We start from the raw sequence: 22,737 nt of genomic DNA on the forward strand, positions 1-22,737 counted from the left end.
CGCTCAGTTGGCGTGCAGCGACGCGTTGAGCCGCACGCCCGTCCCCGTGCGCGCGACCGCCTCGACCCCGCCCGTGAGCGAGTTGCGGCGGAACAGGACGCCGTCGGCGCCCGACAACGTGCGGGCCTTGACGACCGTGCCGTCGTCGTCGCCGAAGCCGACGAGCGTGACCTTGGTGCCCGCGGTGACGTACAGGCCGGCCTCGACCACGCAGTCGTCGCCGAGGGCGATGCCCAGACCCGCGTTGGCGCCGAGCAGCGTGCGCCGCCCGATCGAGACGACCTCGCGGCCCCCGCCGGACAGCGTGCCCATGATCGACGCGCCGCCGCCGACGTCCGAGCCGTCGCCGACGACGACGCCCTGGGAGATGCGGCCCTCGACCATCGAGGTGCCGAGCGTGCCGGCGTTGAAGTTCACGAAGCCCTCGTGCATGACGGTCGTCCCGGCCGCCAGGTGCGCGCCGAGGCGCACGCGGTCGGCGTCGGCGATTCGCACGCCCGACGGGAGCACGTAGTCGACCATGCGCGGGAACTTGTCGACGCCGTAGACGGTCGGTGCGACCTGGTTCGCGGCGCGCAGGCGAGCGCGCGTGACCTCGAAGCCCTCGACCGCGCACGGGCCGCGGTCGGTCCACACGACGTTCGGCAGCGCACCGAAGATGCCCTCGAGGTTGACGTCGTTGGGCCGCACGAGCCGGTGCGACAGCAGGTGCAGGCGCAGGTACGCGTCGGCGGTCCCGGCGGGCGGGGCGTCCAGGTCGACGACGGTGCGCACGACGTGCACGCGCACGCGGCGCGCCTCGTCGACGTGCTCGTGCAGGTCGGCGGGCGCCTCGGCGTCGTCGTCGGGCGTGCCGAGCGCGGGAGCGGGGTACCAGGTGTCGAGAGTGGTGCCGTCGAGGGTCGTGGTCGCGAGACCGAACCCCCAGGCGGGGCGAGAGCTCATGGTGGCCAGCCTACGGGCGGCTGAATCGTTACCGGTCGGTAACCGATCGCGGCGTGGCTCGCGCGCCCTAGGCTCGGGGACCGTGACGCACCCCGCCCTCGACCCTCGCGGCGACCTGGTCGCCCTCACCCGCGCGATCTGCGACGTCCCGTCCGTCAGCGGAGACGAGCGCGCGCTCGCCGACCTGGTCGAGGACGCGCTGCGCAGCGCCGCGCACCTCGAGGTCCTGCGCGACGGCGACGCCGTCGTCGCGCGCACCCACCTCGGCCGGGCCCAGCGCGTCGTCGTCGCCGGGCACCTCGACACCGTGCCGGTCGCGGACAACCTGCCGACGCGCGTCGTCGGCGACGAGCTGTGGGGGCGCGGGACGGTCGACATGAAGGGGGGCGTCGCGGTCGCGCTCGCGCTCGCGGTGGCGCTCGACGCGCCGACGCGCGACGTGACCTGGGTGTTCTACGACCACGAGGAGGTCGCCGCCGACCTCAACGGGCTCGGCCGGCTCGTGCGGAACCACCCGGACTGGCTCGCGTGCGACTTCGCGGTGCTCGGCGAGCCGTCGAACGGCGGCCTCGAGGGCGGGTGCAACGGGACGCTGCGGGCGGAGGTCCGCCTCGCCGGCGTCGCCGCGCACTCGGCGCGTGCGTGGGCGGGCGTCAACGCCGTGCACGCCGCGGGGGAGGTGCTGCGCCGGCTCGAGGCCTACGAGCCGCGGTCCGTCGACGTCGACGGGCTGGTCTATCGCGAGAGCCTCAACGCGGTCCTCATCAGCGGCGGGACCGCGACGAACGTCATCCCGGACGGCTGCGTGGTGACGGTCAACTACCGGTTCGCGCCGTCGTCGTCGGTCGCCGACGCGCAGGCGCACGTGCGCGAGCTGTTCGACGGCTACGACGTCGTCGTCACCGACGCGGCCCCCGGCGCGCGACCGGGGCTCGACGCACCCGCCGCGCAGGAGTTCGCGGCCGCGGTGCTCGCGGTGACGGGCGGTGCCCCCGCACCCAAGTACGGCTGGACGGACGTCGCCCGGTTCTCCGAGCTGGGGGTCCCCGCGGTGAACTTCGGCCCCGGCGACCCGATGCTCGCGCACAAGGACGACGAACGCTGCCCGCTCGCGCAGCTGCGCACGTCGTACGAGGCCCTGCGCGTCTGGCTCACCTCCTAGGCTGCGGGCATGAGCGACGACGGACAGCCCGCACCCGGCCGCGGCTACCGCAAGGGCCCGGTGCTCCTGCGCGGGCGGCAGATCCCGACGACGACGTCGGACCAACGGCTGCTGAGCGGGCCCTCGGGCGGTGCGGCCTGGCTGCACGACGACCCGTGGCGCGTGATGCGCATCCAGTCGGAGTTCGTCGAGGGGTTCGGGGCGCTCGCGGAGGTGGGGCCCGCGGTGAGCGTGTTCGGCTCGGCGCGCACCCGCCCCGGCTCACCGGAGTACGTGGTCGCGACCGAGGTGGCGCGCCGGCTCGTCGAGGCCGGGTACGCGGTCATCACGGGCGGCGGCCCCGGGATCATGGAGGCCGCCAACCGCGGCGCCAAGGAGGCGGGCGGCGTCTCGATCGGGCTCGGCATCGAGCTCCCGTTCGAGCAGGGCATGAACGACTGGGTCGACCTCGGGGTCAACTTCCGCTACTTCTTCGCCCGCAAGACGATGTTCGTGAAGTACTCCGAGGGGTTCATCGTGCTGCCCGGCGGGTTCGGGACGCTCGACGAGCTGTTCGAGGCCCTCACGCTCGTGCAGACGCACAAGGTCATCGAGTTCCCCATCGTGCTCGTCGGGCGCGCGCACTGGCAGGGGCTGCTCGACTGGATCACCGGGCCCGTGGTCGCCGCCGGGCTCATCTCGCCCGTCGACCGCGAGCTGATCCAGGTGGTCGACACCGCCGAGGACGCCGTGCGGGTCGTGCTCGAGCGCGGCGCGGAGCTGCGCGCCGCCGAGGAGGCCGCGACCGCGCAGGCCGAGGCCGCGCAGGAGGCCGCCGACGCGGCGTCCGACGAGCCGTGACGGGCGCTCCCGGCACGGCCGGACCCGCCGGGAGCGAGCCCGGCGGCCTCGCGGGAGTGCCCGCAGCGGGCGCCACGCTGCGCCTGCGGGACCGCGTGCTGGGGCCCGACCACCCCGTCGTCATGGCGGTCGTCAACCGCACGCCGGACTCGTTCTACGCACCCGCCCGGTACGACGAGGCGGGTGCCGACGCGGCGGTCGCGCGTGCCGAGGAGGAGGGCGCGGACATCGTCGACCTCGGCGGCGTGCGGGCGGGGCGCGGACCGCGGGTCGAGCCCGACGAGGAGCTCGCGCGCGTGATCCCGCTGGTCGAGCGCGTGCGCCGGCGGCACCCCGGTCTGCTCGTGAGCGTCGACACGTGGCGCTCGTCGGTGGCACGGGCGGCCGCGCTCGCGGGTGCCGACCTGGTGAACGACACGTGGGCGGGGCACGACCCGGAGCTCGTCGCCGTGGCCGCCGAGCACGGGATGGGCGTCGTGTGCTCGCACACGGGCGGCGCTCGCCCGCGCACCGACCCGTTCCGCGTCGCGTACCCGCACGGACCCGGGAGCGACGCGACAGACCCGCTCGACGGCGTCGTCGAGGACGTGGTGGCGACGCTCGCCGCGGCCGCCCGGCGGGCCGTCGACCTCGGGATCGACCCCGCGAGCGTGCTCGTCGACCCGACGCACGACTTCGGCAAGAACACGTGGCACTCGCTGCACCTGGTGCGCCGCACCTCCGCGCTCGTCGCGCTCGGGTACCCGGTGCTCATGGCGTTCTCGCGCAAGGACTTCGTCGGCGAGACGCTCGGCCTGCCCACCGAGGAGCGGCTCGAGGGCACCCTCGCCGCGACCGCGGTGGCGGCGTGGCTCGGCGCGCGCGTGTTCCGCGCGCACGACGTGCGGGCGACGCGCCGCACGCTCGACATGGTCGCCGCGATCCGCGCCGACCGCGCACCCGAGCACGCGGTGCGGGGGCTGGCGTGACCGCGGCCGTGCAGGGGCCCGCGCAGGGGTCCGCACAGGGGGCCGCACAGGGGTCCGCGCAGCCCACCGGCGAGCACGACGTCGTGCGGCCGGCGCGCCGGTGGTGGGACCCGCGCACGTGGGCGTGGTGGGTGCAGGTGCTCGCGGTGTACGCGCTCGCGCGCGGCCTCACCGCGGTGCTGGTCCTGCAGGCCGCCGCGCACCAGGGGGCCACGCCCTGGGCGGACGCGCACCCGTCGTACGCGCAGATGACCGGGCTGTTCTGGGACGCGGGCTGGTACCACCGCATCGCCGACGAGGGCTACCCGGACACCCTGCCCGTCGACGAGGCGGGCCGCGTGCAGCAGAGCGCGTGGGCCTTCTTCCCGCTGTACCCGATGCTCGTGCGCGGGCTCATGGCCGTCACGACCCTCGGGTGGGAGGTCGTGGCGCCGACGACGTCGTTGCTGCTCGGCGCGGCCGCGATGCTCCTGGTGCACCGCGCCGTGGCGCACGGCGCGCCGCGCGCGTGCGCCGCGTGGCCCGGGCTGCCGCTCGCGACCGTCGTGCTCGTGGCGGTGTTCCCCACCTCGCCCGTGCTGCAGGTCGCGTACACCGAGTCGCTCGCGCTCCTGCTCGTCGCCGCCGCGCTGCTGCTGCTGGTGCGCCGGCACTACCTCGAGTGCGCGGGTGTGCTCGTCCTGCTCGGGCTGACCCGTGCGGTCGCGCTGCCGATGGCCGTCGTCGTCGGCGTGCACCTGCTGGCGCGGTGGGTGGCGGCGCGGCGCGGTCGTGAGGCGTTCCCGGGCCGGGACGTCGCACAGGTGCTGGGGCTCGGCGTCGTCGCGGTCGTCTCGGGCTTCGCGTGGCCCGCGGTGTGCGGCTGGGTCACGGGTGTGCCCGAGGGGTACCTGCGCACGCAGGAGGCGTGGCGCGGGGTCCGTGAGGTCACGCCGTTCGGCGGTTGGGACTACGTGCTCCGGTTCTGGTTCGGCGACGCCGGCTGGTGGGTGCTCGCCGCGGCCGCGGTGTTCGTCGTCGCGCTGCTCGTCGTGCCCGCCGCCCGGCGGCTGGGACCCGAGCTGCACGCGTGGCCCGCCGCGTACCTGCTCTACCTCGCGGCGGCGATCGAGCCCGGCAGCAGCCTCGCGCGGTTCCTCGTCCTCGCCTTCCCCGCGGGGGCGATCACGGCCGGCGTGGTGCGCCGGCCGGGGGCCGCGCGGTGGGCGTGGTTCGCGGGTGTCGTGGTGCTCATGCTGGTCCTGCAGGCGGTCTGGGTGTGGCGGTTCTGGCGCCTGACGAGCGGCTGGCCGCCGTGATGTCCGGCCTGTGAACTAGGATGGCCCACGGACATCCGGCACCACGGGATCGCAGGTGGTGCGGGCACGAGCGGCGCGCTAGCGCTGCACGGCGACCGCACCGGGGCACCCGGTCGGGACGCACGAGGCGAAGGAGAGGCCACGCATGGCCGCGATGAAGCCGAGGACCGGAGACGGACCGCTCGAGGTGACGAAGGAAGGACGCGGGATCGTCATGCGCGTCCCGCTCGAGGGTGGTGGTCGTCTCGTGGTCGAGCTGAACGCGACCGAGGCCGCCGAGCTGGGCGAGGCACTGACCTCCGTCGCAGGCTGACGTGGCCGCTGGTCGTCCCCTGACGATCGGCCGGAGCCTGCCGGCCGTCTCGCTCGTCGGCGGCGTCGTGGCGGACAGCCCGCTGCTGACCGAGCCCGACGTCGACGCGGTCGCCGTCCCCGTCGCCCCGGCCGTCGCGGGCGACGAGGACGAGGGTCCTCAGCCGCGCCGCGGCGCGGCGTCGACCGCGGCGCGGTACGGCATCGACCTGGCCGAGCTCGCCGAGCGGGCCGGGCTGAGCGGTGCCGCGGGCGAGGCGTCCGTGGTGCAGCTGCCCCGGCCGGCGGGGTCCGGCGTGACGCTGCCGTGGGCCGGTCTGCCGCCGCGGATCGTGCTGGTCGGCATCGGTGCGAGCACCGACACCGACCTGCGCCGCGCGGGCGCCGCGCTCGCCCGCGCCACGCGTGGCCTGCGGCGCGTCGTGACGACCATCGGCGACGACGCGGGCTACAGCGCGTCCCAGGCCGCACGTGCGGCACGCGCGCTCGTCGAGGGCTACCTGCTCGCCGCCTACGTGCCGATCAGCCTGGCCCGGACACCGTCGGTCAAGCCGTCGGCCGACCTGGTGCTGCTCGGGCGTGACGGCACGCGCGCGGGTGCCGCGGTCGACGCGGCGCGCACCGCCGCGTCGGCGACGTGGCTCGTGCGCGAGCTCGCGTCCACCCCGTCGAGCATCAAGAACCCCGCGTGGCTCGCGGACCAGGCGCGCCGCCTGGCGACCGAGGCCGGGCTCCAGGTCACCGTGCGCGGACCCCGCGAGCTCGCGGCCGAGGGCTTCGGCGGCATCCTCGCGGTCGGCTCGGGCTCGGCGTCGCCCCCGCGACTCGTCACCGTGTCCTACACGCCCCCGACGTTCGCGGCGGACGGCAAGCACGTCGTGCTCGTCGGCAAGGGCATCACGTACGACACCGGCGGCCTGTCGATCAAGCCGCGCGAGGCGATGGTCCCCATGAAGACCGACATGGCGGGGGCCGCGGTCGCGCTCGCGACCGTGCTCGGCGCCGCGAAGGCCGGCGTGCTGCACAAGGTCACCGCCGTGCTGCCGCTCGCCGAGAACCACTTCGGTGCCGCGTCCTACCGTCCCGGTGACGTGCTGACGATGTTCGGCGGCACCACCGTCGAGATCGCCAACACCGACGCCGAGGGCCGGCTCGTCCTGGCCGACGCGCTCGCGTGGGCGGACGCCGAGCTGGACCCCGACGTGCTCGTCGACGTCGCGACCCTCACGGGCGCGGCGACCGTCGGGCTCGGCCGGCAGTACGCCGCGCTGTACGGCACGGACGACGCGCTCGTCGCCGCGCTCGAGCGGGCCGGCGCGGAGTCGGGCGAGCGCGCGTGGCCCATGCCGCTGGTCGGCGAGTACGAGGGCGCCGCGCGCAGCTCGGTCGCGGACCTGCGGCACGTGCCCGAGGACGGCAAGACCGGCGCGGGGTCGGTGACCGCCGCGCTGTTCCTGCGGCGGTTCGCGGGTGAGCGGGCCTGGGCGCACCTGGACATCGCGGGCACCGCGCGTGCCACCGCCGACAAGCACGAGGTGACCGAGGGCGCGACCGGCTACGGGGCGCGGCTGCTGCTGCGCTACCTCACCGACCTGCGCTGACCTCGGTCAGCGGCGGACCGCGACGAGCAGGCCGTCGCCGACCGGCAGCAGCGCGGGCTGCAGGCGCTCGTCGGTGCGCACGGCGCGGCCGAGCTCGCGCACGGTCGTCGTCGCCTCGTCGCGGCGCGCCGGGTCCGCCACCCGGTCGTGCCACAGCGCGTGGTCGACGACCAGGACGCCGCCGGGGCGCAGCAGCCGCACGGCCTGCGCGAGGTACTCGGGCGCGGACTCGAGCAGTCCGCCGACGCTCGTCAGGCCCAGGAGCACCAGGTCGTACGCGCCGTCGGTGAGCCGGGGCAGGACCTCGAGCGGCCGGCCCGAGATGGTGCGGGTCCGCGTCGAGCGGATCCCCGCGTCGGCGAACGACTCCTTGGCGGCACGGTGGTGCTCGGCCTCGGAGTCGATCGTCGTCAGCACGCCGTCGTCGGGCATACCGCGCAGGAGGAACAGCGACGCCACACCCGTGCCCGTGCCGATCTCGACCACGGCGCGCGCCTTGGCGGCGGCCGCGAGCAGGGTCAGCGCCGCTCCGGTGCCGGGGGTCACGGCGCTCGCGCCGAGCTGGGCGGCGCGCTCGCGCGCGGCGAGCACCACGTCGTCCTCCGGGAGGAACTCCTCGGCGTAGACCCAGCTGCTGGCCTTGTCGGCGGAGATGATGGACCTCCCGGCGGTGGCGCGTCGGACGCGCGTCGTGCGCCCACGGTCGCGGGCTCGCCCCAGCCTAGTGCGGCACGGCCCCCGGGCCAGCGCGGGGAACGAATCGTGCGGGTGCGGCGTTGGCACTCACGTCACGGACCTCCACGGGTCGCGGGCACCGTGCGGCGCCTGGGACACTGGGCGGTCGGCCGCGGCACACGTCGCGGGCGACCGGGCCACCACCGGTCCGACCACCGAGCGATGAGGGAGCGCGTGCCGAGCGACCAGGCCACCCCCAGCACCCCCACGTGGCAGCCGCCGTCGTGGGAGGAGATCGTGCGCGAGCACTCCGCGCGCGTGTACCGGCTCGCGTACCGCCTGACCGGCAACCAGCACGACGCCGAGGACCTGACGCAGGAGACGTTCGTGCGCGTGTTCCGCTCGCTGCACACGTACTCGCCCGGCACGTTCGAGGGCTGGCTGCACCGCATCACGACGAACCTGTTCCTCGACCAGGCGCGCCGCCGGCAGCGCATCCGCATGGACGCGATGGGCGACGACGACGAGCGCTACGAGAACACGGACCGCCTCGCGACGCCCGAGCGTGCGTTCGAGCACGGGAACCTGGACCACGACGTGCAGCGCGCGCTCGACGACCTGCCGCCCGAGTACCGCGCCGCCGTGGTGCTCTGCGACATCGAGGGGCTGTCCTACGAGGAGATCGCGGTCACGCTCGGCGTGAAGATCGGCACGGTCCGCTCGCGCATCCACCGCGCCCGCGCGCGGCTGCGCGAGTCGCTCGAGCATCGGGCCCCCTCGTCGTCCGCCGCGTCGAGCTCGACGTCCGTGGTGGCGTCGGCGCCGGTCGGGTCCCGCGTGGCCGACGAGGTCGGGGTCGCGCCGTGACGTACCACGTGGGGTCCCAGCTCAGCGCGCTCGTCGACGGGCGGCTCTCGGCCGTCGCGACCGAGCGGGTGCTCACGCACGTCGCCGGCTGCCCGCAGTGCGCCGACGAGCTCGCGGCGGCACGGCTGGCCCGGCGTGCGCTGGCCGCCGCGGCGCACGACGACGTGCCCCTCGCCCCGGACCTCACGGCCCGGCTGATGTCGCTCGCGGGGTCCGTCCCGGCGCCCGCCGCCGTGCCCGCGGCCGCTCCGCGGGACCCGTTCGCCCAGCCGGCGCTCGGGGTCCCGCACCTGCACGGCCGCCGGGCGCGCGCGCTGCGCGGCGAGGTCGGGCCGCGGCGGCAGGTCTCGCGGCTCGCGGCCGGGTCGCTCGCGGGGGTCGGTGCGATCGCCGCGATGCTGTTCGTGCTGGGTGACCGGCCCGCGGTCGCGCCCGTCGGGCACCCGGGGGAGGACCTCGGGCTGCTGGGCAGCGCGTCGGCCGCGAGCGTGCTGGCCGCCGCGGCGCAGGAGGCCGGCACCCCGGACGGCGAGCCCGGCCTCGCCCAGTCGCTGCGGGCGCGCGGGTGGACGTTCCCCGACACGCTGCCGGTCGGCTGGAGCGTGACGGGCACGCGGTGGGACGACGACGAGCGCGTGCTCGAGATCGACCTCGCCGGTCCGCAGGGCACGCTCGTCGTGACCGAGCAGGAGGGGCGGCTCGACACGACCGCGCTGCGCGGTGCGGAGCGCGTGACGATCGGCGAGCACGAGGCGTACGTGCTCTCGTACGCGCCGTGGCACGTCGTGTGGCAGTGCGACTCGACCGTCGTGCAGGTGGTCTCCGGCGGCGACGCCTCCGCGATCGTCGAGGCGTTCCCCGCGAAGGCGTTCGACGGTGGGGTGCCCGCGCGGATCTCGCGCGGGTGGTCGACCGTGGCCGGGGCGATCAGCCGCCCATGACGACGCCCGACGAGCCCGCGCGCCCCGCCGACGCGCACCCCGAGCCCGCCCTGGACCGGCCCGAGGTGGGACCACCCGTGCCACCCGCACCCCCGGGACCGCCGGCCGCCGCGACGCCACCGGCCGGCACGCCCACGCCTGCCGCGTCGCCCGCGGGCGGGCTGTTCGCCGAGCCGTACGGACGTCCCGCCAACCCGTACGGCCCGCCCGGGACGTACCCGCAGCTCGGCCACTCGCAGCCGCCCACCGCGCACCCGCAGGCGGTGCACGTCGGCGCGCAGCCGCACGGGCTCACGCCGCCCGGACCGCAGGCCGCACCCGCACCCGTCCCCGTCGCGGGTGCCCCGAGCCCCGCGCCCTGGTACGCGCCGTACGGCGCGGCAGGACCGTACGCGCGGCCGGGTGCGCCCGCTGCGCAGCCCGGCCCGGTCCCCGGACCGCCGGGCGCTCCCGGACCGTCGCCGACGGACGAGCGGGGACGCCGGACGCGCCGCGGGCTGTCGGCCGGCTGGGTCGCGGGGCTGGTCGCGCTCGCGCTCGGTGCGGGCCTCGTCGGCGGGGTCGCGGGTGCGCGGCTGCTCGGCGGCGACGACCGCCTCGCCGACGCCGGGCTGCCCGCGGTGGTCACGCGGCCGACGGACGCCGCGGGGAACCCCGTGGGCGGGGCCATGGTCGAGGGCTCGGTCGCCGAGATCGCGGCGGCCGTGCTGCCGAGCGTCGTCTCGATCCAGTCGTCGGGCTCGTCGGGCGCGGCCACCGGGTCGGGCTTCGTGCTGCGGCAGGACGGCTACCTGCTGACCAACAACCACGTGGTCGCGGGTGGCACGGGCGCGGGCGGGTCGCTCGTCGTGACGTTCGCGGACGGCCGCGAGGCGCCTGCGGAGCTCGTCGGGAGCACGGCTGACTACGACCTCGCGGTCCTCAAGGTCGACGTCGACGGCCTCGTGCCGCTCGCCCTCGGCGACTCCGACGCGGTGCGCGTGGGAGACCCGGTCGTCGCGATCGGCGCGCCGCTCGGGCTCGAGGGAACCGTCACGACGGGCATCGTCTCGGCGCTCAACCGGCCGGTCTCGGCGGGCGACGAGGCGGAGACCGCGTTCATCAACGCGATCCAGACCGATGCGGCCATCAACCCGGGCAACTCCGGAGGGCCGCTGGTGAACGCGGCCGGCGAGGTCATCGGCATCAACTCCGCGATCGCGCAGCCGCCCGGCCAGACCGCGCAGACCGGCGGGAGCATCGGGCTCGGGTTCGCGATCGGCTCCAACCAGGCCCGACGCACCGCGACCCAGATCATCGAGACCGGACGCGCGACGTACCCGATCATCGGCGTGCTGCTCGATCGGCAGTACTCGGGCGAGGGCGTGCGCGTCGCGTCGGAGGCGCAGCAGGGGCAGGAGCCGGTGAGCCCCGGCGGGCCCGCGCAGGATGCGGGCATCCGGCCGGGCGACGTGATCGTCGCGATCGACGGCCGGCCCGTCACGGACCCCGACGAGCTCATCGTCGCGATCCGCGCGCACGAGCCCGGCGAGGTCGTCGAGCTGACCGTGCGGTCGGACGGCGAGGACCGCACGCTGCAGGTGGAGCTCGACGAGTCGCAGTGACGTGGGTCCGACGATCGCGTCGGTGGGCCGGTGCGACCGGGGTAGCCTGAGCCGGTGTTCGACATCAACGGCGGCGAGCTGATCGTGCTCCTCGTCGTCGCGGCCCTCGTCATCGGGCCGCAACGGCTGCCGGCGTACGCCGAGCAGCTCGGCGTCCTCGTGCGCCGCGGCCGCGACTGGATCACGCAGGCGCGCACCCGGCTCGACGAGGAGACCGCCGACCTCGGTGTCGACTGGGAGGCCCTCGACCCCCGCAAGTACGACCCGCGACGCATCGTGCGCGACGCGCTCCTCGACGAGCCGGCAGCGCCCGCGCGTCGTGGCGCGGCGCCCGCCGCCGGTGCCGCCGTGCCCCGCCCGGCCCCGCTCGTCGGGCCGCCCCCGTTCGACGACCAGGCCACCTGAGCGTCGACGCCGCCGACCCACAGCCCCGCCGGCACCCGCCGGCACCCGCCCGCACCCGTCCACGCTCGTCGCCGACGAGCCGCACAGATCGGACCCGCAGTGTCACACCCCGCGCGCATCTTCTCCGGCATGCAGCCCACGTCGGACTCGCTCCACCTCGGCAACTACCTGGGTGCGCTGACGCAGTGGGTGGCGCTGCAGGACGGCAACGAGGCGATCTACTGCGTGGTCGACCTGCACGCGCTCACGGTCGGTCCCGACCCGGCGGTGCTGCGCGAGCGCACCCGCCGCACGGCCGCGCAGTACCTCGCGGCGGGCGTCGACCCGGAGCGCTCCACGCTGTTCGTGCAGTCGCACGTCGCGGAGCACGCGGAGCTCGCGTGGATCCTGTCCTGCCACACGGGCTTCGGCGAGGCCTCGCGCATGACGCAGTTCAAGGACAAGTCCGCCAAGCAGGGCGCCGAGGGCACGACGGTCGGGCTGTTCACCTACCCGGTGCTCATGGCCGCGGACATCCTGCTGTACGACACGGCGAAGGTGCCCGTGGGCGAGGACCAGCGCCAGCACCTCGAGCTCACGCGTGACCTCGCGCAGCGCCTCAACTCGCGGTTCGGTGCGGGCACGTTCGTCGTGCCCGAGCCGCACATCGTCAAGGAGACGGCCAAGATCTACGACCTGCAGGACCCGACGGCGAAGATGAGCAAGTCGGCGGGCTCGCCCAACGGCCTCATCGAGCTGCTCGACAACCCGAAGACGATCGCGAAGCGCATCCGCTCCGCAGTGACGGACGCGGGCCGCGAGATCCGGTTCGACCCGGAGCACAAGGCCGGGGTGTCGAACCTGCTGACGATCTTCTCGGCGCTGTCCGGGCGGGGGATCGCCGAGCTGGAGGCGGACTTCGACGGCAAGGGGTACGGCGACCTCAAGGTCGCGCTCGCGGACCTCGTCGTCGAGTGGGTCACGCCGTTCCAGGCGCGCGTGCACGAGTACCTCGACGACCCGGCCGCGCTCGACGCGGTGCTCGCGGCGGGCGCCGAGAAGGCGCGCGAGATCGCGGCGCCCACGCTCGACCGCGTGTACGAGCGCTCCGGCCTGCTCGCGCGGCGGGCGCGCGCGTGAAGCTGCCCGAGGTCCACGGCGACCAGGTGATCGTCGGGGTCGCGATCACCGTCCCCGAGCCGTACGGCAGCCAGCTCCAGGACGCGCGCGCACGCCTGGGCGACCCGGTCGCGGCGTACATCCCGCCGCACATCACCCTGCTCGGCCCCACCGCGCTCGAGCCGCAGGACGTCGACCAGGTCGACGCGCACCTCGCGCAGGTCGCCGCGGCGCACGCCCCGTTCGTCGTCCGGCTGCGCGGCACCGCGACGTTCCGGCCCGTCTCGCCGGTGGCGTTCGTGCAGGTCGCCGACGGCATCGCGGGGTGCGAGGCGCTCGAGACCGCGGTGCGCACCGGGCCGCTCGCGCAGGACCTGCGGTTCCACTACCACCCGCACGTCACGGTCGCGCACGAGCTGTCCGACGAGCAGCTGGACGTGGCCATGGACCTGCTCGCGGACTACGACGCGACGTTCGTCGTGACGCGGTTCCACTGCTACCTGCGTGGCGACGACGAGGTGTGGCGGCCGCGCTCGGAGTACCGGCTCACGGGCCGCGCCGCCCCGCGCGGCGACCGCGTCTCGCGCACCTGACCGCCTGGCCGTCCCGGACCACCTGACCGTTCCCGACCTCGCGCCCGGACGCGCTCGCAGCCGTGGCCTCGACGACGAGGACCGCGCCTCGAGGTGCCGGGCCGCGTGGCCCCACCTAGCCTCGTGAGGTGGGACGACAGCCAGACGTGGTGGAACCGGCAGCGGGCTCCGGCTCGGCGCACGCGCGCGCGGCCGCGGGGGTCGGCGAGGACCTGGCGCCCGCGCGCCGCTCGCTCGTGACACGCCTGGTCGACCGGGCGAAGGCGCTGCTGGCGTGGTGGCAGGGGACGCGGGCAGCGCGCGCGAACGCGCGGTTCGGCGCGCAGGGCGGGGGCGTGCTCACGGGCGGCATCGCGTACGCCGCGCTGTTCTCGGTGTTCGCGGCGCTGACGATCGGCTGGACCGTCTTCATGGCGGTGCTGGGGGACAGCGCCGAGCTGCGCGCGCAGGTGGTCGACGCGGTCAACGACGCGGTGCCGGGCCTGCTGAGCACGGGCACGACCGAGGGTCTGGTCGACCCGGCGTCCCTGCGCCTCAGCTCCGGGCTCACGGTCGCCGGCCTGGTCGCGTTCGTCGTGCTGCTGCTGTCGGCGCTGTCGGCGACGGCCGCGCTGCGCACGGGCGTTCGCGCGATGTTCGACGAGCAGGGCGGCGGCAACGCGGTCGCCGGGAAGCTCCGCGAGCTCGGCGGGCTGGCCGGGCTGGCGGTCGCGATCCTCGTCTCGGCGGTGCTGACCACGGCAGTGGCGTCCGCGGTGGCCTGGGTGCTGCAGGTGCTGGGGTGGGGCGGCGTGACGAGCGTCGCGGCGCAGGTCGTCGGCGTGCTCGTGGCGTTCGTGGTCGACGCCGCCGTGTTCGTGCTGATCGTCAAGGTCCTGGCGGGGGAGTCACCGCGCTGGCCCGACCTGCGCGGCGGCGCCGTCATCGCGGGTGTGGGCATGGGTGTCGTGCGGGTCCTGGGCACCTCGGTGGTCGCGGGCAGCGCGACCAGGAACCCGGTGCTCGCGTCGTTCGCGCTGGTCGTGACGCTGCTGGTGTGGGTGAACCTGATCTCGCGGATCGTCCTGCTGGCGGCGGCGTGGACCGCGAACCCCCCGGCTCGGCCGGCTCAGCCGACCGCCCCCGCCGCCTGAGTCCGCCTGGCCGCCGCTCACACGTCCGGGTCGAGCAGGACCGCGAGCCGCCGCTTGCCGCGGTTCTCGCGCACCACCCAGGCCACGTCCGCGTCGTCGTCGCGCTCGAGCGCCGCGAACGCCGCGAGGCCCCGCTCCGGGTCCGCCGCGACCGCGACGCTCCAGCAGTAGCCCAGCGCCTGGCGCAGCGTGCGCACGTCCGGCGTGCGCCGCTCACCGGCGGGCACGGCGCGCAGCACGTCCGTCCCGCGCGCGCACGCCTCGAGCGCGAGCGCGCGCAGCTCCGGGACGGCGAGCAGCGCCGGCTCGCACGCACCGGCGACCGCCGCCCGCACGACGAGGGGCCGCGGGTCCGCGAGCCACCGGCGCACGAGCGCGACCGTCGCCGCGGGGTCGGCCGCACCGAGGCGCTGCACGGCCATCGCGGCGCCCTCCCGCACGCGCCAGCGCTCGTCGTCGGCGCGCGCGGTCAGGACGTCCACGAGCTCGTCGAGCCGCGGTCCGCTCGCGTCCGCGAGCAGGCGGCCGAGCGCGGCCGCGCCGCACGCGGCCAGGTACTCGTCCCCGTCCCCGGCGAGCCGCCGCACGAGCGGCTCGCGCGCGACGTCCCCGAACGCCGCGAGCAGCGTGAGGTTCGCGCGCGGCCCGGGCAGCCCCGAGTGCGTCCCGAGCAGCGCGACGACCTCGTCGTCGGTCAGGTCCGTCAGCTCCCGGCGCCACGCGGCGCGCGTCCCTCCTGTCACCCCGCCATCCTGGTGCGTCGGCGCGCCGCGTGCGGTCAGGCGCGACCGAGCGCGGCGACCAGCTCGTCGGTGCGGGCCACCAGCCGGCGCAACCGCGCGAGCGTCGCGGCCGGCTCGCCGCGCTCGCCGAGCCGCAGCATGCCGACGTCACCCGCGCGCTGCCCCGCCGCGATGCGGTCGCACGAGTCCGTGAGGCGCCGCTCGACGTGCCGCAGCAGCACCACGGGGTCCACCCCGCCGTACCCCTGGGCGATCACCGCGAGCCCGTGCGCCATGCGTGCCGCGTCGTCGTCGGGGAACAGCAGGGGTGACGCCCACGCGAACATCGCGAGGTCGTCGAGCGGGACGCCGGGGCCGGCGGTGTCCCAGTCGAAGACGCCCGCGAGCTCGTCCCCGTCGAACACGAGGTTGTACATCGCGGCGTCGTGGTGGCACACGATCTCGCCCGGCTCCAGCCCCCGCTCGACGAACCGCCAGCGGCGCGACGAGCGCGGGAAGCCCGCGACGACCGTGTGGAAGTCGCGCAGCCAGCGGGCGGTCGACGCGAGCTGCGCGTCCGTGAGCGCGACGACACCCACCGGCACCACCTCGCCCGGCAGGAAGTCGAGGACCTCGCGGCCGCGCTCGTCGGTCCCGTGCGGGCGCGGCACACCGCGCAGGCCCTCGTCCGCCAGGAAGCCCAGCAGCTCGTGCACCGCGGGGGTCCACGGTCCTGTCGGGCGGCGCACCGTCGCTCCGACGCGCACCGCGCCGCCGACGTTGCCCCCGGGCAGCACCACCTCGTCGTCCAGCACGGTGTTCACCCAACCACAGACGACGACGCCCGCCGACCGGATTCCCGGTGGCGGGCGTCGAGCTGGTCGCGGTCAGAACGCGCGGGTGATCATCGCGCGCTTGACCTCCTGGATCGCCTTGGTCACCTCGATGCCACGCGGGCAGGCCTCGGTGCAGTTGAAGGTCGTGCGGCAACGCCACACGCCCTCCTTGTCGTTGAGGATCTCGAGGCGCTGCGCGCCACCGTCGTCGCGGCTGTCGAAGATGAACCGGTGCGCGTTGACGATCGCCGCGGGGCCGAAGTACTGGCCGTCGGTCCAGAACACCGGGCAGGACGACGTGCACGCCGCGCACAGGATGCACTTGGTCGTGTCGTCGAACCGCTCGCGCTGCGCGGGCGACTGCAGGCGCTCCTTGGTCGGCTCGTTCCCGGTGGTGATGAGGAACGGCATGATCTCGCGGTAGGAGGCGAAGAACGGCTCCATGTCGACCACGAGGTCCTTGACGACCGGCAGGCCCTTGATCGGCTCCACCGTGATCGGCTTGCTCGGGTCGAGGTCCTTGAGCAGCGTCTTGCACGCCAGCCGGTTACGGCCGTTGATGCGCATCGCGTCCGAGCCGCAGATGCCGTGCGCGCACGAGCGGCGGAACGTCAGCGAGCCGTCGAGCTCCCACTTGATCTTGTGCAGCGCGTCGAGCACGCGGTCGGTGCCGTGCACCTCGAGCTCGAAGTCGTCGAACCGCGTGACCGCGGGGCCGTCCTCGGCGGGCAGGTGACGCAGCACGCGCAGGGTGACCGTGAACGACGGCACGGCACCGGCCTTGGCGGGGGCGTCCTCGAGGGTGGCAGTCATCAGTACTTACGCTCCATCGGCTGGTAGCGGGTCACGGTGACGGACTTGGAGCCGAGCACCAGCTGGTAGTCGTCGAACGGCTCGACGTGGTGGAACGAGCCCTCCGCGTCGCCGTCGGTCACGGGGGCGTCGGCCGGGCGACGGTAGGCCATCGTGTGCCGCATGAAGCCCGCGTCGTCGCGGTCCGGGTAGTCCTCGCGGAAGTGGCCGCCGCGCGACTCCTTGCGGTTCAGCGCGCCGACGACGACCGTCTCGGAGATGTCCAGGAGGAAGCCGAGCTCGACGGCCTCGAGCAGGTCGGTGTTGAACGTGCGCGACTTGTCCTGCACGGACACCGCCTGGAACCGCTTGCGCAGCGCCTTGATGTCGGTGAGCGCCTGCGTGAGCGACTCCTCGGTGCGGAACACCTGCGCGTTCGCGTCCATCGTCTCCTGCAGCGCGCGGCGGATGTCCGCGACGCGCTCGCCGTCCGGGCGCGTGCGGATCGTCTCGAGCTCGGACTCGACGACCACCGCCGGGTCCGCCGGGATCTCGACGAACGAGGCGGTCGCCGCGTACGCGGCGGCCGAACGTCCGGCGCGCTTGCCGAACACGTTGATGTCGAGCAGCGAGTTGGTGCCCAGGCGGTTCGACCCGTGCACGGACACGCACGCGACCTCGCCGGCCGCGTACAGGCCCTTGATCACGTCGCGCTCGTTGCGCAGCACCTCGCCCTCGATGTTCGTGGGGATGCCACCCATCGCGTAGTGCGCGGTCGGGTACACGGGCACGGGCTCGGTGTACGGCTCGATGCCCAGGTACGTGCGCGCGAACTCCGTGATGTCCGGGAGCTTGGCGTCGATGTGCGCGGGCTCGAGGTGCGTGAGGTCGAGCAGGACGTAGTCCTTGTTCGGGCCCGCGCCGCGGCCCTCGCGCACCTCGTTGGCCATCGAGCGGGCGACGATGTCGCGCGGCGCGAGGTCCTTGATCGTCGGGGCGTAGCGCTCCATGAACCGCTCGCCGTCCGCGTTGCGCAGGATGCCGCCCTCGCCGCGCGCGGCCTCGGACAGCAGGATGCCCAGGCCCGCGAGGCCCGTCGGGTGGAACTGGAAGAACTCCATGTCCTCGAGCGGGATGCCGCGGCGGTACGCGAGCGCCATGCCGTCGCCCGTGAGCGTGTGCGCGTTCGAGGTCGTCTTGAAGATCTTGCCCGCGCCGCCCGTGGCGAACACGACGGCCTTGGCCTGGAACACGTGGATCTCGCCCGTCGCGAGCTCGTACGCGACGACGCCCGACACGTTGACCTCCTCGCCGTCGGGCACGTGGCCCGCCGCGAGGTCGTGGTCGACGAGCAGGTCGAGGACGTAGAACTCGTTGAAGAACTCGACGTCGTTCTTCACGCACTGCTGGTACAGCGTCTGCAGGATCATGTGGCCGGTGCGGTCCGCGGCGTAGCAGGCGCGGCGCACGGCGGCCTCGCCGTGGTTGCGCGTGTGGCCGCCGAACCGGCGCTGGTCGATCCGGCCCTCGGGCGTCCGGTTGAACGGCAGGCCCATCTTCTCGAGGTCGAGCACCGCGTCGATGGCCTCCTTGGCCATGACCTCGGCGGCGTCCTGGTCGACCAGATAGTCACCGCCCTTGACGGTGTCGAACGTGTGCCACTCCCAGTTGTCCTCCTCGACGTTGGCCAGCGCGGCGCACATGCCGCCCTGCGCCGCGCCGGTGTGCGAACGCGTGGGGTAGAGCTTCGAGATCACGGCGGTGCGCACGCGCGTCGAGGACTCGAGGGCGGCGCGCATCCCGGCGCCGCCTGCGCCGACGATGACGACGTCGTACTGGTGGGTCTGCATGAGGGTCAGGGCTTCCTTCGGGACGTCAGGCGGTGCAGAACGAGGGCAGCAGGTCCAGCGGCGCGTCGGTCGGGCACGGGTCGAACGTGAAGATCACGAGCGTGCCGAGGACGACGACGATGACGAACGCGAAGTACAGGAGGCCCTTGAGCACCAGGCGGGTGGAGTCCTTGGACGCGTAGTCGTTCACGATCGTGCGCATGCCGTTGGTGCCGTGGATCATCGCGAGCCACAGCATCAGCAGGTCCCAGACCTGCCACAGCGGCGACGCCCACTTGCCGGCGACGAACCCGAAGTCGATCGACTTGATGCCCTCGCCGGACACCAGGTTCATGAACAGGTGGCCGAAGATCAGCACGATCAGCAGCGCGCCGGAGGCGCGCATGAACACCCAGCCGTAGAGCTCGGTGTTGCCGCGCGTGGTCAGGCGCGACGGACGGGCGCGCGGCGGGCGGGGGGCCTTGGGGTCGGCGATCGTCGTCATCACTCACCCCCGAAGACGTGCATGAGGTGACGCGGCAGGAAGCCCGCCATCGTCACGACGAACAGGCCGATGACGACCCAGAGCATGACCCGCTGGTACTTGGGGCCCTTGGCCCAGAAGTCCACGAGGATGAGCCGGATGCCGTTGAACGCGTGGAACACGATCGCGGCGACCAGGCCGGCCTCGCCGAGGCCCATGACCGGGTTCTTGTACGTGCCGATGACCTCGTTGTACGCCTCGGGCGAGACACGCACGAGCGAGGTGTCGAGCACGTGGACGAGAAGGAAGAAGAAGATCGCGACTCCGGTCACGCGGTGCGCGACCCACGACCACATTCCTTCACGCCCGCGGTACAGGGTGCCGACGGGCGCCTTCTTCCTCGCCGGGGGCGAGGCGGGCGCGGTGGGCGCAGCGGACACGGGGAGTGCCTCCTGGCGAGTCAGGGGTCGGGACGGCCTCGTCCCGGGGGTGTGTCCCTCACTGTATAGACCCCTCCACCCCCGATCGCACGGGGCTGGGCCCAAGGTCCTGCCTGTGAGAAAGTCCACAGACTGGGACGCCCGGCCCCGGTCGCGCGGTTCGTGCACGGTGCTCCCACGCGTCGTGCGACCCCCTCCCGCACGTCTCGTCCCACGCTCGGCCCCCGCCCGTGGCGCGCCGCGCCGGCGGGCTAACCTGTCGCGCATGCCCGACTCCGCCGCACCGACGTCCGGTCGCGTCCCCGGCTTCCACGCCGTCGTCCCCGCGGGCGGCGCCGGCACGCGGCTGTGGCCGCTGTCCCGGGCCGGCCACCCGAAGTTCCTGCTCGACCTCACCGGCTCGGGCCGCACGCTCCTGCAGTCGACGGTCGACCGCCTCACGCCGCTCACGGGCGACCGCGGGGTCGTCGTCGTGACCGGCGTGCGGCACGCGCGGGCGGTCGCGGAGCAGGTCCCCACGCTCGGTGCCGACGACGAGCGCGGGCGGCTGCTCGTCGAGCCGTCACCGCGCGACTCGATGGCCGCGATCGGGCTCGCCGCCGCCGTGCTGCTCGAGCGGCACGGCGACGACGTCGTGATCGGCTCGTTCGCCGCGGACCACGTGATCGACGGCACCGACGAGTTCGAGCGGACGGTGCGCGAGGCCGTCGCGGCGGCACGCGAGGGCTTCGTCGTGACGATCGGCATCACCGCGACCGGTCCGTCGACCGCGTTCGGCTACATCCGCTCGGCCGACGACCTCGGCGTCGCGGGCGCGCCGACCGCGCGGCACGTCGCGGGCTTCACCGAGAAGCCCGACGCGCAGACCGCCGCCGCGTACCTGGCCACCGGCGACTACCGGTGGAACGCGGGCATGTTCGTCGTGCGCGCCGCGGTGCTGCTCGACCACCTGGCGCAGCAGCTGCCGGCGCTCGCGGCGGGGCTGCGCGAGATCGGTGCCGCGTGGGACACCGCCGCGCGCGACGCGGTGCTGGAGCGGGTGTGGCCCGGCCTGACCAAGATCGCGATCGACCACGCGATCGCCGAGCCGGTCGCCGCCGCGGGCGGCGTGGCCGTCGTGCCCGGTGACTTCGGCTGGGACGACGTCGGCGACTTCGCGTCGCTCGCGGACCTGCTGCCCGCCCCGACCCTCGGCGACGACGCCGCGGTGCTGCGTGTGGGGTCCGACGACGCGTTCGTCGTGCCGGGGGCGGGCCGCACGGTCGCGGTCGTCGGCCTGGCCGACGCGGTCGTCGTCGACACCCCCGACGCGCTGCTGGTGACGACCCGCGCGCACGCCCAGCAGGTCAAGCAGGCCGTCGACGGCTGGCGCGCGGCCGGCCGCGAGGACCTGCTCTGAGCGAGCCTGACCACGCACGGCCACGCACGGCCACGCACGACCCCGCCCGACCACGCCCGACCGCGGACGGCCGGGCGGCGCCGGGGCGCACGGAGATAACCTCGCCACGTGTCCACCTCGTCGTCGCTCGCCGTCCCGCCGCTCGACTCGCTGCGCCCCGCGCCGACGACCGCCCCGGTGCTGCGGCTCGCCCGGCTGGTGGGCTCGCTGCGTGACGAGCTCGTCGAGATCCGCCGCGACCTGCACGCGCACCCCGAGCTCGCCCGCACCGAGGAGCGCACGACGCGCGTCGTCGCGGAGCGCCTGCGCCTCGCGGGCCTGCACCCGCACGTGCTGCCCGGCAGCGGGCTGGTCTGCGACATCGGCCCCTCGCACGCCGAGACGGGCCGCGGCCGCGTCGCGCTGCGCGCCGACCTCGACGCGCTGCCCGTCGCGGACGAGTGCGGGCTGCCGTGGCACTCGACGCACCGGTCGGTCGCGCACGCGTGCGGCCACGACGTGCACACGGCCGCCGTGCTCGGCGCAGGGCTCGCGCTCGCGGAGCTCGCGGCCGCGGGCGAGCTCGCGACCGGGGTGCGCCTGGTGTTCCAGCCCGCCGAGGAGGTGCAGCCGGGCGGTTCGCTCGACGTGATCGCGGCGGGTGCGCTCGACGGCGTCTCGCAGATCTTCGCGGTGCACTGCGACCCGAAGGTCGACGTCGGCCAGGTGGGTACCCGCATCGGTCCCATCACGTCCGCGAGCGACGAGGTCACGGTCGTGTTCTCCGGTGCGGGCGGGCACACGTCGCGCCCGCATCTCACGGGTGACCTCGTGTACGCCATGGCGCAGGTCGTCACACAGGTGCCCGCGATCCTCGGCCGGCGCCTCGACCCGCGCTCGGGCGTGAACCTCACCTGGGGCGCGGTCCAGGCGGGCACCGCGCACAACGTGATCCCCGGCGCGGGCTCGGTCCGCGGGACCCTGCGCTGCCTGGACGTGCGGGCGTGGGAGACCGCGTCTCAGGTGTTCCACGACGCCGTCGAGCAGGTCGTCGCGCCGTACGACGTCGAGGTGGAGATCCGTCATCAGCGCGGCGTGCCGCCGGTCGAGAACGACGAGCGTGCGACGGGCGTCCTCGAGGCGGCCGCGCGCGACGCGCTCGGGCCGGACTCGGTGAACCTGACCGAGCAGTCGCTCGGGGGCGAGGACTTCGCCTGGTACCTGACGAAGGTGCCGGGCGCGATGGCGCGGCTCGGCACCCGCACGCCGGGCGGCCGCACGTACGACATCCACCAGGGCGACCTGGTGGTCGACGAGCGCGCGGTCGAGGCCGGCGCGCTCCTGCTCGCGCGGGCCGCGGTGATCGCCGGGTCGAACCCTGCGCGGGTCAGCCCGCGGGCGTCGTGACGAGCACCTGCCAGTCGGCCTGCGCCTGACCGGCGACGTGCGCGGTGGTGCCGGCGGGGATCGACCCCCGCAGCCGTGACGGAAGGCCGTCGCAGGGCACCACCCAGAACGGCTCGGACTCGGCCTCGAACGTGAGCGTGACCGGCTCGGGACCGTCGCACAGCCCGTAGAGCGTGAAGTCGCCCGCGGCGAGCGCCACGGTCGCGTCCTGGCCGCCGAGCGTCGCGACGAGCCGCTCGTCGTCGGGGACGGCGAGCCGGGTCTCGCCGGCGACCACGGTCGCGAACGGCGCGACGGGTGCCTCGGGCGCGGCCGGGGTGCCCGAGGCGTCGGGTCCGGCGGGGGTCGTCGGGGGCGGGGCGGTGCTTGCGGCGCAGCCGCAGAGCCCCGCCGTGGCGGCGACGGCC

The 22,737-nt window shown here is 75.0% G+C and carries 23 protein-coding genes and 1 pseudogene; 15 read left to right on the top strand and 9 right to left on the bottom strand.

The features are described from left to right. Positions 1–3: 3 nt before the first annotated feature. Positions 4–945, bottom strand: a complete 942-nt coding sequence (gene dapD, locus CUD01_RS01670) for a 2,3,4,5-tetrahydropyridine-2,6-dicarboxylate N-succinyltransferase (RefSeq protein ID WP_141318175.1) — start codon at positions 943–945, stop codon at positions 4–6. 82 nt (positions 946–1,027) lie between these two features. Here dapD and dapE point away from each other — a divergent pair, with 82 nt between their 5' ends. From dapE to CUD01_RS01700, 6 genes are all read left to right on the top strand, one after another. Then, on the top strand, positions 1,028–2,107 hold the full coding sequence (dapE, locus tag CUD01_RS01675) for a succinyl-diaminopimelate desuccinylase (RefSeq protein WP_094179355.1): 1,080 nt from the start codon (positions 1,028–1,030) through the stop codon (positions 2,105–2,107). A gap of 9 nt (positions 2,108–2,116) precedes the next feature. Next, positions 2,117–2,947: an LOG family protein gene (locus CUD01_RS01680; protein ID WP_094179356.1), complete on the top strand. Its 831-nt coding sequence runs from the start codon at positions 2,117–2,119 to the stop codon at positions 2,945–2,947. Further along, positions 2,944–3,915, top strand: a complete 972-nt coding sequence (gene folP, locus CUD01_RS01685) for a dihydropteroate synthase (RefSeq protein ID WP_232514581.1) — start codon at positions 2,944–2,946, stop codon at positions 3,913–3,915. Before CUD01_RS01680 ends, folP begins: the two co-directional genes overlap by 4 nt. Next, positions 3,912–5,213 carry a hypothetical protein gene (locus CUD01_RS01690; RefSeq protein ID WP_243861190.1) on the top strand — a complete coding sequence of 434 codons (1,302 nt, stop codon included), beginning with the start codon at positions 3,912–3,914 and terminating at the stop codon, positions 5,211–5,213. The genes folP and CUD01_RS01690 overlap by 4 nt, the downstream gene beginning before the upstream one ends. A 145-nt stretch (positions 5,214–5,358) precedes the next feature. After that, complete coding sequence (locus tag CUD01_RS01695) at positions 5,359–5,526, top strand: DUF3117 domain-containing protein (RefSeq protein WP_013884554.1); 168 nt, start codon at positions 5,359–5,361, stop codon at positions 5,524–5,526. A 1-nt stretch (position 5,527) separates the two neighbouring features. Continuing rightward, positions 5,528–7,126, top strand: coding sequence for a leucyl aminopeptidase family protein (locus CUD01_RS01700; RefSeq protein ID WP_141318179.1), 1,599 nt, complete (start codon positions 5,528–5,530; stop codon positions 7,124–7,126). Positions 7,127–7,132: 6 nt separating this feature from the next. On the opposite strand, the gene CUD01_RS01705 is transcribed toward CUD01_RS01700, so the two are convergent. Then, positions 7,133–7,780, bottom strand: a complete 648-nt coding sequence (locus CUD01_RS01705) for an O-methyltransferase (RefSeq protein ID WP_141318214.1) — start codon at positions 7,778–7,780, stop codon at positions 7,133–7,135. 243 nt (positions 7,781–8,023) lie between these two features. Here CUD01_RS01705 and sigE point away from each other — a divergent pair, with 243 nt between their 5' ends. From sigE to CUD01_RS01740, 7 genes are all read left to right on the top strand, one after another. Continuing rightward, complete coding sequence (gene sigE, locus CUD01_RS01710; protein ID WP_141318181.1) at positions 8,024–8,668, top strand: RNA polymerase sigma factor SigE; 645 nt, start codon at positions 8,024–8,026, stop codon at positions 8,666–8,668. Continuing rightward, on the top strand, positions 8,665–9,609 hold the full coding sequence (locus tag CUD01_RS01715) for an anti-sigma factor family protein (RefSeq protein WP_141318183.1): 945 nt from the start codon (positions 8,665–8,667) through the stop codon (positions 9,607–9,609). The genes sigE and CUD01_RS01715 overlap by 4 nt, the downstream gene beginning before the upstream one ends. Next, complete coding sequence (locus CUD01_RS01720; protein WP_141318185.1) at positions 9,606–11,213, top strand: S1C family serine protease; 1,608 nt, start codon at positions 9,606–9,608, stop codon at positions 11,211–11,213. Before CUD01_RS01715 ends, CUD01_RS01720 begins: the two co-directional genes overlap by 4 nt. A gap of 54 nt (positions 11,214–11,267) precedes the next feature. After that, positions 11,268–11,618 carry a twin-arginine translocase TatA/TatE family subunit gene (locus CUD01_RS01725; RefSeq protein ID WP_094179361.1) on the top strand — a complete coding sequence of 117 codons (351 nt, stop codon included), beginning with the start codon at positions 11,268–11,270 and terminating at the stop codon, positions 11,616–11,618. 99 nt (positions 11,619–11,717) lie between these two features. After that, a complete protein-coding gene (gene trpS / locus CUD01_RS01730) occupies positions 11,718–12,737 on the top strand; it encodes a tryptophan--tRNA ligase (protein WP_141318187.1) in 1,020 nt (339 codons plus the stop codon). Next, the gene (locus tag CUD01_RS01735) at positions 12,734–13,309 is read left to right on the top strand and encodes a 2'-5' RNA ligase family protein (RefSeq protein WP_094179363.1); all 576 of its coding nucleotides are present in this window, start codon (positions 12,734–12,736) and stop codon (positions 13,307–13,309) included. The genes trpS and CUD01_RS01735 overlap by 4 nt, the downstream gene beginning before the upstream one ends. A 128-nt stretch (positions 13,310–13,437) precedes the next feature. Next, positions 13,438–14,442, top strand: coding sequence for a YihY/virulence factor BrkB family protein (locus CUD01_RS01740; RefSeq protein WP_141318189.1), 1,005 nt, complete (start codon positions 13,438–13,440; stop codon positions 14,440–14,442). Between the two features lie 17 nt (positions 14,443–14,459). On the opposite strand, the gene CUD01_RS01745 is transcribed toward CUD01_RS01740, so the two are convergent. From CUD01_RS01745 to sdhC, 6 genes are all read right to left on the bottom strand, one after another. Beyond that, a complete protein-coding gene (locus tag CUD01_RS01745) occupies positions 14,460–15,185 on the bottom strand; it encodes a HEAT repeat domain-containing protein (RefSeq protein WP_244937609.1) in 726 nt (241 codons plus the stop codon). 35 nt (positions 15,186–15,220) lie between these two features. Then, positions 15,221–15,988: a phosphotransferase gene (locus CUD01_RS01750; protein ID WP_244937610.1), complete on the bottom strand. Its 768-nt coding sequence runs from the start codon at positions 15,986–15,988 to the stop codon at positions 15,221–15,223. A 63-nt stretch (positions 15,989–16,051) separates the two neighbouring features. Further along, positions 16,052–16,813: a succinate dehydrogenase iron-sulfur subunit gene (locus CUD01_RS01755; RefSeq protein WP_094179365.1), complete on the bottom strand. Its 762-nt coding sequence runs from the start codon at positions 16,811–16,813 to the stop codon at positions 16,052–16,054. Beyond that, positions 16,813–18,642 carry a succinate dehydrogenase flavoprotein subunit gene (gene sdhA / locus CUD01_RS01760; protein WP_141318191.1) on the bottom strand — a complete coding sequence of 610 codons (1,830 nt, stop codon included), beginning with the start codon at positions 18,640–18,642 and terminating at the stop codon, positions 16,813–16,815. Before sdhA ends, CUD01_RS01755 begins: the two co-directional genes overlap by 1 nt. 25 nt (positions 18,643–18,667) lie before the next feature. Beyond that, the gene (gene sdhD, locus CUD01_RS01765) at positions 18,668–19,126 is read right to left on the bottom strand and encodes a succinate dehydrogenase, hydrophobic membrane anchor protein (RefSeq protein ID WP_094179367.1); all 459 of its coding nucleotides are present in this window, start codon (positions 19,124–19,126) and stop codon (positions 18,668–18,670) included. Next, positions 19,126–19,545 carry a succinate dehydrogenase, cytochrome b556 subunit gene (gene sdhC, locus CUD01_RS01770; protein ID WP_141318193.1) on the bottom strand — a complete coding sequence of 140 codons (420 nt, stop codon included), beginning with the start codon at positions 19,543–19,545 and terminating at the stop codon, positions 19,126–19,128. Before sdhC ends, sdhD begins: the two co-directional genes overlap by 1 nt. 265 nt (positions 19,546–19,810) lie before the next feature. Here sdhC and CUD01_RS01775 point away from each other — a divergent pair, with 265 nt between their 5' ends. Both CUD01_RS01775 and CUD01_RS01780 read left to right on the top strand, forming a co-directional pair. After that, positions 19,811–20,944, top strand: a complete 1,134-nt coding sequence (locus CUD01_RS01775; protein ID WP_141318195.1) for a mannose-1-phosphate guanylyltransferase — start codon at positions 19,811–19,813, stop codon at positions 20,942–20,944. Positions 20,945–21,121: 177 nt separating this feature from the next. Next, positions 21,122–22,330, top strand: coding sequence for an amidohydrolase (locus CUD01_RS01780; protein WP_244937612.1), 1,209 nt, complete (start codon positions 21,122–21,124; stop codon positions 22,328–22,330). Here the strand turns inward: CUD01_RS01780 and CUD01_RS16380 are convergent. After that, positions 22,311–22,737 (bottom strand): annotated as a pseudogene (locus tag CUD01_RS16380) (hypothetical protein); the annotation flags it as partial. The gene CUD01_RS01780 and the pseudogene CUD01_RS16380 sit on opposite strands and share 20 nt — an antisense overlap.

Origin of the sequence: Cellulomonas uda, from assembly GCF_006538705.1 — a bacterium.
Taxonomy (GTDB): Bacteria; Actinomycetota; Actinomycetes; order Actinomycetales; family Cellulomonadaceae; genus Cellulomonas; species Cellulomonas uda.

What these genes read in the sequence shown, in the direction of transcription:
- dapD (WP_141318175.1), bottom strand. Translation starts at nt 945, where the DNA reads ATGAGCTCTCGCCCCGCCTGGGGGTTCGGTCTCGCGACCACGACCCTC.
- CUD01_RS01680 (WP_094179356.1), top strand. Translation starts at nt 2,117, where the DNA reads ATGAGCGACGACGGACAGCCCGCACCCGGCCGCGGCTACCGCAAGGGC.
- CUD01_RS01695 (WP_013884554.1), top strand. Translation starts at nt 5,359, where the DNA reads ATGGCCGCGATGAAGCCGAGGACCGGAGACGGACCGCTCGAGGTGACG.
- sigE (WP_141318181.1), top strand. Translation starts at nt 8,024, where the DNA reads ATGAGGGAGCGCGTGCCGAGCGACCAGGCCACCCCCAGCACCCCCACG.
- CUD01_RS01720 (WP_141318185.1), top strand. Translation starts at nt 9,606, where the DNA reads ATGACGACGCCCGACGAGCCCGCGCGCCCCGCCGACGCGCACCCCGAG.
- CUD01_RS01755 (WP_094179365.1), bottom strand. Translation starts at nt 16,813, where the DNA reads ATGACTGCCACCCTCGAGGACGCCCCCGCCAAGGCCGGTGCCGTGCCG.
- sdhA (WP_141318191.1), bottom strand. Translation starts at nt 18,642, where the DNA reads ATGCAGACCCACCAGTACGACGTCGTCATCGTCGGCGCAGGCGGCGCC.
- sdhD (WP_094179367.1), bottom strand. Translation starts at nt 19,126, where the DNA reads ATGACGACGATCGCCGACCCCAAGGCCCCCCGCCCGCCGCGCGCCCGT.
- CUD01_RS01775 (WP_141318195.1), top strand. Translation starts at nt 19,811, where the DNA reads ATGCCCGACTCCGCCGCACCGACGTCCGGTCGCGTCCCCGGCTTCCAC.